General features: G+C 69.5%; 12 protein-coding genes. 7 read left to right on the forward strand and 5 right to left on the reverse strand.

Annotated features, from left to right (window positions below; genetic code table 11):
* Nucleotides 1–14: 14 nt before the first annotated feature.
* Complete coding sequence (locus tag IPK71_35810; GenBank protein ID MBK8219123.1) at nt 15–290, reverse strand: hypothetical protein; 276 nt, start codon at nt 288–290, stop codon at nt 15–17.
* Nucleotides 291–572: 282 nt separating this feature from the next.
* Between IPK71_35810 and IPK71_35815 the strand changes: the two genes are divergently transcribed.
* The 3 genes from IPK71_35815 to IPK71_35825 all read left to right on the forward strand — a co-directional run bounded on the left by IPK71_35815 (nt 573) and on the right by IPK71_35825 (nt 5,205).
* Nucleotides 573–2,153, forward strand: coding sequence for a hypothetical protein (locus IPK71_35815; GenBank protein ID MBK8219124.1), 1,581 nt, complete (start codon nt 573–575; stop codon nt 2,151–2,153).
* 24 nt (nt 2,154–2,177) lie between these two features.
* Nucleotides 2,178–3,665: a carboxypeptidase regulatory-like domain-containing protein gene (locus tag IPK71_35820; GenBank protein MBK8219125.1), complete on the forward strand. Its 1,488-nt coding sequence runs from the start codon at nt 2,178–2,180 to the stop codon at nt 3,663–3,665.
* Nucleotides 3,666–3,747: 82 nt separating this feature from the next.
* Nucleotides 3,748–5,205, forward strand: a complete 1,458-nt coding sequence (locus tag IPK71_35825) for a hypothetical protein (protein ID MBK8219126.1) — start codon at nt 3,748–3,750, stop codon at nt 5,203–5,205.
* Between the two features lie 24 nt (nt 5,206–5,229).
* Here the strand turns inward: IPK71_35825 and IPK71_35830 are convergent, their stop codons facing one another.
* Both IPK71_35830 and IPK71_35835 read right to left on the reverse strand, forming a co-directional pair.
* Nucleotides 5,230–5,757, reverse strand: a complete 528-nt coding sequence (locus IPK71_35830; protein MBK8219127.1) for a zf-TFIIB domain-containing protein — start codon at nt 5,755–5,757, stop codon at nt 5,230–5,232.
* 201 nt (nt 5,758–5,958) lie between these two features.
* Nucleotides 5,959–7,479, reverse strand: a complete 1,521-nt coding sequence (locus tag IPK71_35835; protein MBK8219128.1) for a cysteine--tRNA ligase — start codon at nt 7,477–7,479, stop codon at nt 5,959–5,961.
* A 101-nt stretch (nt 7,480–7,580) separates the two neighbouring features.
* On the opposite strand from IPK71_35835, the gene IPK71_35840 reads away from it, so the two are divergent.
* From IPK71_35840 to IPK71_35855, 4 genes are read left to right on the forward strand one after another with little or no spacing between them, the layout of a single operon-like run.
* Nucleotides 7,581–8,147: a hypothetical protein gene (locus IPK71_35840; GenBank protein MBK8219129.1), complete on the forward strand. Its 567-nt coding sequence runs from the start codon at nt 7,581–7,583 to the stop codon at nt 8,145–8,147.
* Nucleotides 8,144–9,007, forward strand: coding sequence for an ABC transporter permease (locus tag IPK71_35845; GenBank protein ID MBK8219130.1), 864 nt, complete (start codon nt 8,144–8,146; stop codon nt 9,005–9,007). The genes IPK71_35840 and IPK71_35845 overlap by 4 nt, the downstream gene beginning before the upstream one ends.
* Nucleotides 9,004–9,363, forward strand: a complete 360-nt coding sequence (locus IPK71_35850) for a hypothetical protein (protein ID MBK8219131.1) — start codon at nt 9,004–9,006, stop codon at nt 9,361–9,363. Before IPK71_35845 ends, IPK71_35850 begins: the two co-directional genes overlap by 4 nt.
* Nucleotides 9,360–10,532 carry an FtsX-like permease family protein gene (locus IPK71_35855; protein MBK8219132.1) on the forward strand — a complete coding sequence of 391 codons (1,173 nt, stop codon included), beginning with the start codon at nt 9,360–9,362 and terminating at the stop codon, nt 10,530–10,532. The genes IPK71_35850 and IPK71_35855 overlap by 4 nt, the downstream gene beginning before the upstream one ends.
* A gap of 177 nt (nt 10,533–10,709) precedes the next feature.
* On the opposite strand, the gene IPK71_35860 is transcribed toward IPK71_35855, so the two are convergent.
* Complete coding sequence (locus IPK71_35860) at nt 10,710–11,582, reverse strand: OmpA family protein (protein MBK8219133.1); 873 nt, start codon at nt 11,580–11,582, stop codon at nt 10,710–10,712.
* 152 nt (nt 11,583–11,734) lie between these two features.
* Entirely contained in the window at nt 11,735–12,565 is an 831-nt protein-coding gene (locus IPK71_35865) for a hypothetical protein (GenBank protein ID MBK8219134.1), read from the reverse strand.
* Nucleotides 12,566–12,788 lie beyond the last annotated feature (223 nt).

The following is a 12,788-nucleotide window of genomic DNA, read 5'->3' on the forward strand; positions in this document are numbered from 1 at the left end:
CCGCCGCGAGAGGGCTACTTCTTCGCCTCGTCCTTCGGACGACATGCCTTCGCACTGGAGCCCGAGACGCCATTGCAGTCCTCGGTCGACGCGCAGTCGCTCGCTTGGGTGCACGACTTGAGACACACCGGGGTCGTCGACGCGTTCGACACACACACGGCGCCGCTCTCGCATTCGTCCGTGGAGCCGCTCGTGGTGCACGCATCTCCGACCTTCGCCCCGCCGCCGCAGGCCGCGAGCACCCCACCGAGGAACATCACGACCCCAAGCGCCTTCGAGAACGTCGTCATGCGACGAGAGTGGTTCTGCGCTCGGCGCGAGGCAAGACGATCCGACACGCGCGTGCCGCCCGATCACACCGACGGCCCCTGGCAACTCGCCGGACCACACGACACAAGCCCTACCATCTGGCTATTTTTTCGGCACTTCGAGCCAAAGCTGCCTGTCGCCATGGACACTCGAATTGTCTGCGCAAACCACCCACGGCCTCCGACCAAAGTGAGCACACTCCGAAACGATAGGTTGCACACGAGCACCCGATCCGTGAACGCTGAAGGCTCCGAGGAGGAGTCATGCGCAAGCTTCCGGTCGCCGCCATCGCCATCGTCGTGGGTGCCCTTGGCGCCAACATGCTCTTCACCGGGTGCGGGAGCGACACCGCCGAGCTCTTCGCCGACTCGGGCGACGAGACGGGGTCCGCTGACGGGACCACCCTCCCCGGGAACGACACCGGCACCCCCGGCAACGACGGCGGCGCGCCGCGCGATGGGTCGTTCGTCGACGCCATCACCGAGGGCGGCCGGGCCGACGCAGCCACGTGCAAGCTCGTAGGCCAAGACTGCACGGGCAGCACCGACTGCTGCACGGCGAACTGCGACGCCACGTCGAAGAAGTGCGCGGCTCCGGTGACCCAGTGCAAGGCGCCTGGCGCCACGTGCGCCACGGGCAACGAGTGCTGCACGTTCTCGTGCACCGGCGGCACGTGCGCCAACAAGCAGTGTGTGAGTGACAACGGCGCGTGCGGCGCGGACGCCGACTGCTGCGGCGGACGCTGCGCCCCCGACGGCATGGGCGGCGGCACCTGCACCCCCCTCAACACCACGTGCAAGACCTCGGGCAACGCCTGCGGCCCGACGGACCGGTGCTGCTCGGGGACGTGCAACGGCGGAGTGTGCGCGAGCACGTCGTTCTGCGTGCAGAACGGCGACGTGTGCTCGAGCAACTTCGAGTGCTGCGGCGGCTCGTGCAACAAGGTCGGGGGGGCCGCGCTCGGCACCTGCGGCGTCGTGACCGCCCCCGGCGGGACCCAGTGCCTCCCCGCGGGCACCCTCTGCGGCGGCGGTGCGACCGCTACGTACGACGGCGGCCCCCTGCCGCCCTGCGGCGGCTCGTCGACCGAGAAGTGCTGCAGCCGCTCGTGCGCGCCCTTCGGACCGACCGGCGTGCTCGTCTGCCAGGCGATGAGCGGCTGCCGCTCCGTCGGCGAGCTCTGCCAGCAGGACACCGACTGCTGCGGCGCGCCCGGCGTGCCGAACGATCCGGCAGGCAACGGCAGCGTCCGCTGCAGCAAGGCCCCTGGCGCCGCCATCGGCCGCTGCGACAACGGCACCGCGTGCCGCCCGAACGGTGCAGTATGCAAGCTTCCGACGTACCAGTGTGCGGCGGAGAACAACTGCTGCGCGGGCAACGTCAACACGACGCCCGAGGCGTGCCAGCCCGATAGCCTCGGCATCCCCCGCTGCACGAACGCCGGGAACTGCGTGGGCGTCGATCCGGCGACCAAGGCCGGCATGGCCTGCGCCACCAGCGCCGACTGCTGCGGCGGGCCCTGCGTTCCCAACCCTGATCCCGCCGGCCCGAGGCTCATCTGCTCGGCGGCGTGCGTGAAGACGGGCAACGCCTGCACCACCACGGCCGACTGCTGCCCCGGCCTCCCGTGCACCATTCCTCCGGGCGCCTCCGCAGGCATCTGCGGCGGCGTCTTCGGGACCGACGGCGGCGTCACGACTCCGCCCGACGGCGGCATGGGCACCGACGGCGGCACGAGCGGGGACGGCGGTATGCCCTGCGCGCTCTACGGCCAGGTGTGCGGCGTCGACGGCGACTGCTGCAACGGCGTACCCTGCACGAGCGGGCGCTGCCGCCAGCCCTGATTTCCCTGCCCGAACGAGGTCCCGATGAGACTACGCGTATGGCTCGGCTTCTTGGTGATGGGCGCGGCCGCGGCGACGGTCGCGCCCGGGTGTGGCTCGGATCCCGAGGGTGAAGGGACGGTCGACGGGAGCACGACGAGCGATGGGGGCGGCGACGGCGGGTGCGTCGGGCTCGCGTGCTCCCCGTTCGAGGGCGGAAAACCAGGGTGCACGGGGCTCGAGTGCGCGAAGCCCACGAGCTGCCCCGAGGGCACCACCACGCGGCTCACCGGGAAGGTCTACGACCCTGCCGGAAAGACACCCCTCTACAACGCGCTCGTCTACGTCCCGAACGCCGAGCTCTCGCCGATCAAGAGCGGCATCTCCGAGACGTGCGACCGGTGCGACGGGAGCGTGTCGGGAAAGCCCATCGCCACGGCCCTCACCGACGCGACGGGCTCGTTCCGGCTCGACGATCTCCCCGCGGGCGTCGACTTCCCGCTCGTCATCCAGGTCGGCAAGTGGCGGCGCAAGGTCATGATCCCCAAGATGGACGCGTGCACGACGCGCCCGCTCACCGACCCGAACCTCACGCGCCTGCCGAAGAACCGCACCGAGGGTGACATTCCCCACATCGCCCTCACCACGGGCGGCGCCGATCCGCTCGAGTGTCTCCTGCGCAAGATCGGCGTCGAGGACTCGGAGTTCGGCCCCGCCGGGAGCCCCGCGCGCATCCACCTCTACGAGGGCGGCACGTTCTCGGTGGGGGGCAACCCGCAGCCCGTGACGAAGAAGCTCGCCGGGGGCGCCGATCTGGCCAAGTCGAGCGCGCTCCTCGCGAGCAAAGAGGCGATGGCTCCGTACGACATCGTGCTGCTCGCGTGCGAAGGCACCGAGAACGAGGCGCAGAAGCCCGAAGCGAGCCGCCAAGCCCTCTACGACTACGCGAAGAGCGGCGGGCGTGTGTTCGCGTCGCACTACCACCACGTGTTCTTCAGCGGCTCGCCCGAGGCGAGCGTTCGCGGCCTCGCGTCGTGGGTCAATACGGCGACCTGCGGAGATCCGGGCCAGCCTCGCTGCGAGCCCGAGCCGCCGAAGACCCAGGCCGTCGCGGGGACGGTCAACACGTCGTTCCCGAAGGGCACGGCCATGAAAGAGTGGCTCGGCGCGACGGGCTCGCTCACGCCGGAGGGAGAGCTCCAGCTCCTCGAGATGCGCCATAACGTCGATCAGGTGGCCGCAGGGGCCCTCTCGTGGATCTCCGCGAAGAACCCGGCGAGCACCCCGGCCAACAAGACGGCTGTACAATACATGAGCTTCAACACGCCCGTCGGCGCCGCCGACGACAAGGTGTGTGGGCGCGTGGTCTTCAGCGATCTGCACGTCGGCGCGGGCGACACGCCAGGCCCGGACTTCCCCCAGGGGTGCACGACGAAGGACCTTACGCCGCAGCAGAAGGCCCTCACGTTCATGCTCTTCGACCTCTCGTCCTGCATCCAGCGCGACGATCTCCCCCCGGTCGTTCCTCGCTGAGGCGCGCCCTTCCGTTCGGGGGTCGGCCGGGGAGCCTCGTTCCGCGTGACCGGCCCCGCGCGGCGGGTAAGATGCGGGGGCGATGGGTGCGTACAGGGATTTTCAGGGCGTCTCGCTGACCGACTACCTCCGCGACGCCTTGCTCGGCATGGCCGACGTGGAGCTCTTCCCCCGCCCCGAGCGCCTCGCCATCGCGGCGACGCGCGTCCGCTGGCCGCCGAGCGAACAGCCTCTCTTCTTGCTCGACGACGCGACGGGCACGTGTGAACGCGGCGTGCTCGTCACCTCGGACGCCCTCTACGTGCTGTCCGATGGGCGAAGGTGCCCGCTCACGTTCGTACAAGCCCCTCCCCACTTCCCCCAAGGGGAGGAGCTGCCGGGGCTCGTCCCGACGCCGCAGGGACCGTTCGCGGTGCCGGTCATGAGCACACCTCACCGAAGGGGCTCGCTGAGAGACGCGCTGTCGGCCGTGGCGCGATACAACCAAGGCGATCGCGAGCTGTCGCTCCAGAGCTTCGCGGCGCAGGGCCCCATCTCGGAGCTCGTCGTCAACTACCTGCTCCCCTTCCGCCAGGTGCGCGGCGCGTACCGCGTGTCGGAGATCAAGCTCGCGGCAGCGCGACGCACCTACCTCATCGGGCTCGATCACCTCGGCGGCGAGAGGCTCCTCGCGCTCGCGTGCCCGAACCTCGCCGACGTGGCCGGCGAGATGGGCCTCGTCTTCACGGATCGGCGCGTGCTCGCGAACGCCGGGGTGCGCGCCGACATCCCGTACGCGGCCCTTCAGAACGCGACCTACGTGCCCGGCATGCTGTCGAACGAGCTCGTGCTCACCGCGTGGGACAGGCCGTTCGCGATGAAGATTGGCCCCCTCGCGGAGTCGCTCCAGGGCTTCCTCGGGTTCTTCCACGCCCTCCTCGGCATACCTCCCGCCTCGCGCTATCAGGAGCCGACGGGAACGAACGTCGAGCCTCGCTCCACGATCTCGGCTCGGAACGCCCTCCTCGCGGCGACACGCAAGGGGCTCGTCTCCGACGACACCGCGGGTGACCTCCGCATCCGCCTCGATCTCGTCGAGCAGACCCTCCGCTTCGGGCGAGGTGGACGTGATGGCTGGTACGAGAGCCCGCTCGGCCGGGGAGACCTTCGGTACGCCCTCGGGGTGCTCTTCGGCACACCACGGAACGCCGGCTTCGACGGACGTATGGAGACGCTCGACTACCTCTTCCGCGGGCGCAACCAAGCGCACATCGCGGGCGCCGGCGTCGCCTGGATGCTGATGCCCATGAGCGCGCCGTACGACACGCTGCGCGCTCACGTCGTCGACTTCGTCGGGGGTACGGGCTTCTCTCTGAATGGCATCCGGGGGCAGGCGTCGACCCCACTCGGCCCCACGGTCATGCAGGTCAACTACCGCCTGGCCGAGATCGAACAGGATCTGCTCTACCGTCGCATTCTCTTCGGGCCCGAGGTCGATCCGGCGCAGCTCGCGGCCATCCCCACGCATCACGTCCAAGCGCGCGCGAACGAGCTCTCCTGAGGCGCACACGCGCGTGGCGCTCGCTCACGACTTCGGCGGAACGAGGTCCCGGAAGAAGGCCACGACGTCCTTCAATGGGCCGTACTTCTTGCGGTCTTCTTCTTCGGCCAGGAAGGCGGCCTCGGCCCCCCGGTGGAGAGGAGCATCCCCGCGAACGTGCCGCATGACAGCGCCCAGCTCTTCGCGGTCGAACCATGTACCATGCACACACGAGTCGACGACCACGACGCCGATCTTCGAGCGATGCATGGGCGCATCGCACGCACTACACACGAGCGCGGGGGTCGCGACCCAGGGGCGCGCGCGGGTCACCCGCTCGACCTTCCTCGCGAGCTCCTCGGGCACACGCGAGCCTATCGCGAGGGCACGCTTCGCCACCTCGGTCGTGACCCAAATGCCGCCGCAGTGCCCGCACCCCGAGACCTCGATGCCGTCCTTCTCGGCGCAGTAGAGCGCGGCTCTGCACCTCGGGCACGGCACCTCGGACTCCCACGTCCGGAGGTCCGGGGTCTTCTCGAAACCGGGGGGCTGTGCTTCGCGGTATCCGGACATGGTTCTCCTCGTGTGCACGCGCTGTGTGTGTGCGACCTGGGAGGTCACGATCCTCGAACAGGAACCGCAGCCGTTTTGGGCCGGGACCCAAAACCAGGAGGTGGGGCCCCAGCGGGCTTTGCCCGTGGGGCGGAGGACAGCGTCCTCCGGTGACCAGTCAGGCTGAATCGGCGGTCTTGATCGAAGATCATGACCGCCGATTTAGACGAGGACGCGGAAGGTCGAGGACGTCTCGCCGTCTTGGACCTCGACCCCGAGCTCGGCGAGCTCTTTGCGGAGCGCGTCGGCCGTGGCGAAGTCTTTCTGGTCGCGAGCCGCGCGGCGCGCCACGACCTTCTCCTCGATCTCCTCGAGCGAGAGCTTCTTGATACGGAGGCGCTGGGCGCGCGTGCGCTCGAAGAACTCGGCCGAAGAGGCTTGCATGAGCCCGAGCTGGGCGACGGCGCCGTCGAGCGCGTTCACGCACGCCGCCGCGAGCTTTCGGGCCTCGTCCTGGGCGGGCTTGTCCTTCTTGAGCTTCGCGATCTGTTGCACGATCTCGTTTCCGGCCTTCGCAAGCTCGGCAATGACCGAGAGCGCCACGGGGGCGTTCAGGTCCTTGTCGAGCGCCGAGCCCACCTGCGCCGCGGCCGACTCGACGATCTTCGCCTGGCCCTGGAGCACGTTGCCCACCTTGGGCTCGTACCCCTCTGCCGCCTTCACGAGCGCATCACGTGTAGTATACAAATACTCGACGCGGCGCTCGGCCTCGTCGACACCGGGGAAGACCACGCGCCCGTCGGGCCGCTTGTCCATGTCGAACGCGAGCGGCCCGCGGTAGTGCGTGCCCAAGAGGAAGTAGCGGAGCCCCTCGGGATCGTTGCGGTCGAGCACGTCACGGATCGTGACGAAATTGCCGAGAGATTTGCTCATCTTCTCGCTGTCGACGTTCAAGAAGCCGCCGTGCAGCCACACCCGCGCGAAGTCGGGGCCGTGGGCCGCTTCGCTCTGCGCGATCTCGTTCTCGTGGTGCGGGAAGATGAGGTCCATGCCGCCGCAGTGGATGTCGAAGTGCGGGCCGAGGTACTTCTCGGCCATCGCCGAGCACTCGATGTGCCAGCCCGGGCGCCCTTTGCCCCACGGGCTGTCGAACCCGAAGGCCTCGCCCTCCGCGCCCTTCCAGAGGGCGAAGTCGAGCGGGTCCTTCTTGATGTCGCCCACGTCGACGCGCGCGCCCGAGAGCAGATCGTCGATGTTCCGGCGCGAGAGGCGCCCGTACGTCGGGAACGAGCGCACCGAGAAGTAGACGTCTTTGCCCTTCGGGGTGTCGACGACGTAGGCGTGCCCCTTGTCGACGAGCTTCTGCGTGAGCTCCACGATCTCGGGGATGTGGGTCGACACACGCGGCGAGTGATCGGGCTTGTCGCAGCCGATGGTCGCGAGGTCCTTGTCGGCCACTTTGCTCATGCGGGCCGAGAGCGCGAGGGGCTCTTCGCCGTTCTCGGCGGCGCGCTTCACGATTTTGTCGTCGACGTCGGTCACGTTGCGCACGTGCGTGACCTCGTACCCGCGGGCCCGGAGGTGGCGCACGAGCACGTCGAACGTGGTGTAGGTGCGCGCGTGGCCGGCGTGCGCGAGATCGTACGTGGTGATGCCACACACGTAGACGCGGGCCTTGCCGGGCTCGAGGGGCTCGAACGCTTCGAGCTTCTGGGTGAGCGAATTGTAAAAGCGGATGGTCATCGGAGCGGGGCCGACTCTACCGCATTCCAGGCCCGCGTGGCGCCGAGACGGGAGGAAGACCATGCCCCCAGGCCGGGCGACGTGATAGCTTTTCCCGCCCGATGGCCCGCCCTTCGCCCCCCTCCGTGCAGTCTGCACTCTCCTCGCTCGCCCGCGCGTGCGGGGCGCTGGGCGTGCTCTGTGCGCTCACCGCGTGCGGAGCCCACGGGCGCTCCTTCGAGGGTGGCGTCTTTCGCGAGGGCTCGCAGATCGCCTTCAAGGTGCCCGATCCGCCCCCCACCTGGCGAAAAGTCGAGGTGTCCCACGCGAGCGTCTCCTTCCACGACGACGCGGCCGGCGCCAGCATCCTCGTGAACGCCCAGTGCAAAAAGGCCGACGAGGACACCCCGCTCGCGGCGCTCACGGCCCACCTCCTCATCGGCACCACCGAGCGCGATCAGAAGGCCCAAGAGACGATCCCGTTCGACGGGCGCGAGGCCCTCCACACGAAGCTCCTCGCGAAGCTCGACGGGGTCCCTCTCGCGTTCGACATCTTCGTCCTCAAGAAAGACGGCTGCATCTACGACTTCGTCTACGTGGTCTCCCCCGACTACGCCGACGCGGGACAGCCCCCATTCGAGGCGTGGGTGCGCGGGTTCCGTACCCTCCCGGGCTCGGGGGCGCTGTGAGCACGGCCCGCCTCGACCCGAAGGCCGACGCTCCCCCGCCGTCGTCTCGGGCATCGATCCCGCCTCCACCTGCGGCCAAGGCCGAGCGCCTCAAGCAGACGCTCACGTTCCTGGATCAGCTCGGTGAGGTCACGCTGCTCTCGGGCCGCACGCTGCGCATGCTGTGGAAACGGCCGCTCGAGATCCGCTCCACGCTGCACCAGATGGAGACCCTCGGCGTGCAGTCAATGGGCATCGTGAGCGTCACGAGCATCTTCATCGGCATGGTCATGACCATCCAGTTCGCGTTCGGACTGAAGCGCTTCGGCGGGCTCGAGTACATCCCGCGGGTCGTCGTGCTGTCGTTCTTGCGCGAGCTCGCCCCGACCCTCACCGCGGTCATCGTGGGCGGCCGGATCGGGAGCGGCATGACGGCCGAGGTGGGCGCCATGAACGTCACCGAGCAGGTCGACGCGATCCGTGCCCTCGGCGCCGATCCGGCCAAGAAGCTCGTCTTGCCGCGGGTGCTCGCGAGCGTCATCGTCATGCCGATGCTGAGCGTCTATGCGCTCCTGCTCGGCTGCCTCGGCGCCGTCATCATCTGCTCGCTCCAGTTCGGCATCGCGCCCTCGAACTTCGTCGCGTCGTCGCTCGAGGTCGTCAAAATGGGCGACTTCTTCTCGGGCCTCATGAAAACGCCCGTGTTCGGCTTCATCATCGGCATCGTCGGCTGCCACTTCGGGCTGCGCACGACCGGCGGCACCGAGGGCGTCGGCCTCAGCACGACGCGCACCGTGGTGGCCGTGAGCATCTCCATCCTCATCGCCGACTTCCTGCTCACGAAGCTCTTCATGCTCTTCATGCCCATGGGAGGCGCGTGAGGTCGCGCGCGGGGGCAGAGCGAGCCCTCGGCGTCGTCGGCGTATCGCTCCTGCTCACCTTGCCCGTGGTCGTCGTGGCCCTCTCGCTGCTCGCGCGATCCCATCGCGAAAAGGCACACGCGGGCTCGGTTGCCCGTCTCGCGGTCGTGGGGCGCCTCCCCTCGGCCGATTTCTCCTTCGCTGGAGGCTCACGGCACGTGCGCTTCGTCTCGATCGAAGAGCCCCAGGCGGCCTTCGCCGATGGCCCCGGTTTGCCCGACCCCGAGCCCGCCGGTGGGCTCGTGGGCGTTCCGCGCGCCGCCTTCGCCGAGGCCACCGTGCGCGCCGGCGCCGGCGTAGCGAAGGGCTCACGATGACCCTCGGGCTCCTCGTCTTCGCGCTGCGCTCGCTCGCCCGCAGAAAAGCCAGGGCCCTCGCGCTCGGAGGGGGACTCGCGTTCACCGTCGCGCTCGTGGCGTCGGTGCTCTTCCTGGCCGACGCCCTCCGCGCCGAGTCCGACGCCGCCCGCGCCGCCCTGCCCGACCTCGTCGTCTCGAGGCTCGTCGGAGGGCGGCCCGCGCTCCTCTCGGTGAAACATGCGCCCGACGTTGCCGCGATCGACTCGGTGCGCGCCGTCGTGCCGCGGGTGTGGGGGTATGTGTTCGTGCCGGCGCTCCAGGCCAACGTGGTGGTCATGGGCACCCGACCTGGCTCACCCCCGCTCGAGGCCGTGAAGGGCGCGCTCGCCGAGGGGCGCGACATCACGTTGGGCGCACACGAGATGATCGCCGGGAAGGCCGTCGCGAAATTTCTCGGCGTCGAAGTGGGCGACGAGCTCGGCCTCCCTTCGCCGAACCCCAAGGCGCCCTCGCTCAAGCTCGTCGGCACCTTCGCGTCCTCGGTCGATCTCTACACGAACGACGTCGTGGTCATGTCGGACGACGACGCCCGCGCCGTGCTCGGCATCGCCCACGACGAGGCGACCGATTTCGCCGTGGAGCTGTCGAACCCCGAAGAAGCCGGGGTGGTCGCCAAGACGGTGGTCACGAAGCTCCCCGAGGCCCGCGTCGTCGACAAGAAGCTCCTGGCCCGCGCGCACACCCTCGCGTTCGGTCGCCGCTCGGGCATCGTGCTCGCCGCTTCGGCGCCCGTGCTGCTCGCGTTCCTCGTGCTCGCGTGGGACCGCCTGAGCGGGGTCGGCGAGACAGAGCGCCGTGAGATCGCCGTGCTCAAGGCGGTCGGGTGGTCGACCCGCGACGTGCTCTCGGCCAAGCTCGCCGAGTCGCTCTTGGTCGGGGTCATCGCGACGGCCCTCGGTCTCGCCTTCGGGTACGTGTGGGTCTTCGTGCTCGACGCGCCGCTCATCCGCCCGGCCCTCTCGGGCTTCGGCGTGCTCTACCCCCAGGCAAAGCTCACCCCCGCGCTCGACACGGCCCAGCTCCTCGGGATCGCGCTCGCCGTGCTGGGGCCCTTCGCGAGCCTCTCGGTCGTACCCGCGTGGCGCGCCGCGCAGACCGATCCGATGGACGTGATGCGCGACGCCTGAGGCACCTCCGTCTGTGCCCCGGAGCACCTCCGTCTGTGCCCGTTCGAACGCGTCTCGTCTTCTCGAAACGCATCGCCGACGACGCTTGTCGCTCCTCTAGAAAAAACCGGCGATGCCTCGAAGCACCGCCGGTTTCATCTCGTCGACTGGCGACGAGTCACATCGGGAAAGGGCTATCTATTGGACGAGGCGGAACTCGACGCGGCGGTTCTTGGCGCGGCCGGCCTCCGAGTCGTTGTCGGAGACGGGCTTCGACGGGCCGAACCCTTTCGCCTCGAGCCTTCCGGCCGAGATCCCCTTCTTCACGAACCAGTCCTTCACGGCCTCGGCGCGCTTCTGCGAGAGCGTCGTGTTGACCTCGGACGAACCGACGTTGTCGGTGTGACCGCCGATCTCGACGCGGATGTCCGGGTACTTCTTGAAGACGTCGGCCGCCTTGGTGAGCACCGGCGTCGAGCGGTTGTCGAGCACGGCCGACCCCGTCTTGAACACGATGCCCTCGATGGCCCCCGAGAACTTCGCCACGGCCGACGGCACCTCGTCGGGGCAGCCGTCGTCGTCTTTGTAGCCGTTCTTGGTCTCGGGCTCTTTCGGACACTTGTCGGCGTCGTTCGGGATCCCGTCGCCGTCGGTGTCGTTGTCGACGACGCGGTTCGCGAGGTTCTTGAACGGGGGGCAGCCGGCGTTCTGCGCGGGGCCCGTCTCGTTCGGGCACTGGTCTTTCGCGTCGGGCACGCCGTCGAGGTCCGAGTCGGGCGGAGCGACCTCCTTCGGGGCCTCGAATTTGCTGTTGAAGACGGGCCGGCAGCTCTTGCCCTCGAGCGACACCTCGTGGGCGGCGCACACGTCGAGGCAGGCCTTCGCCTCGGGCGACTCGACGAACGTCGCGCCCCAGGCGGCCGAGGCCCCGCTCGTGTCGGCGCGGCAGACGCACGAGCAGCGACCGAGGTTCACCGTGGTCGGATCGGTGGCGGCGTCGGTGCCACATCCCGAGGTTGTCACGAGTACGACGACCGACAGGGCGCCGAGGAACGAAGTGCGAACGATCACGGAGCTTCCCCTTCTGCGGCGGACGCTACTTGGACGCGCGCGTCGCCGCAAGAAAAGAGGGTGCGCGCACACCTGCACGTGCGAGCACCCAACCACCGCGCCCGGGCCGCGACATGTGTTTCATCGGACCTTCGCGCGGGCGCGAGGCGCCGTCAGAGGCTCCCGTTGAGGGGATCGTACTTGTCGCCGCCCTGGTGGAACGGAGAGTCTTTCGAGGGTTTCGTCGAGCTGCCGCCGCCGCTCGCGCCGTGAGGAGCCGCGGCCCCCGCCTTCTTGGCGTTCCGCGCCTTGTCGGCGTCGGCGAGGCGCTTCTTCTGCTCTTCGGTGAGCTGGGGTTTGTCGAACGCGGTGGCCGGGTCGACGGCGGCCGGCGGGGGTGCGACGTCTTGAACCTTGGCCGCGGCGGCCGGAGGAGCCTCGGGCGCTCGGCCCGTGACGTAGCTCACCGCGACGCCGCACACGACGACCCCCACGGCCACGGCCGCCATGGTGAACGCCATGCGGCGCTTGCCCGCGCGGAGCTGGGCCTCGGCCGAGTCGAGGTCGACCTCGGGCAACGTGGAGACACGGTCCGCGAGGAACGCCGCTTCGCTCGGCGGCGCGATGGAGGCCACCATGGGCGCGAGGCTCGGCGACGCCGACGAGACCGGCGGGCTCGAGTCGCGCAACGCGGGCGCGGACACATGCGCTGGCTCGGGCGCGGAGACCGACTCGGCCGCGAGCGTGGCTTCGTTCGTCGCGGGAGCGGGCACCTCGGTGCTCGCGTCGCCCGCCTCGTCGAGCCCCGCCACGACCGCGAGCGTGGTCCACCCTTCGCCGTCAGGAGCTTGCACCTCGGTGCTCGCCGAGAGCTCCCCGGCGTCGAACGCGGCCGACATCGCGTCGACCGTCATCGGCCGCACCGAGCCGTCGGCGAGCTTCACGAGCCAGAGCTCGTCGTCGTGGGAGGAGGCGTTCGTTTCGGGGGTCGTGGCGTCGCTCATGGGGGGTTCTCCGAACGGGTGCGCGCGAACCCTAGCCGACGCGCTTCGCAGCCCAAGCCCCTTCGCGCGGCCCCCCGAAAATGAGTCGTAGCGTGTGGGATGCGGGGGTATCGCGCACGGCGTCAGAGGCCCGTTCTGGTCCTCTCGCGCCCCCACCGCCCGAGGCGCCTCCGACGTCACCGACCTTCCTCCGCGAGACCCCAAAAACGTGCACTCTACACGC

It is taken from the genome of Myxococcales bacterium, from assembly GCA_016712525.1.
Classification (GTDB): Bacteria; Myxococcota_A; Polyangia; order Polyangiales; family Polyangiaceae; genus JAAFHV01.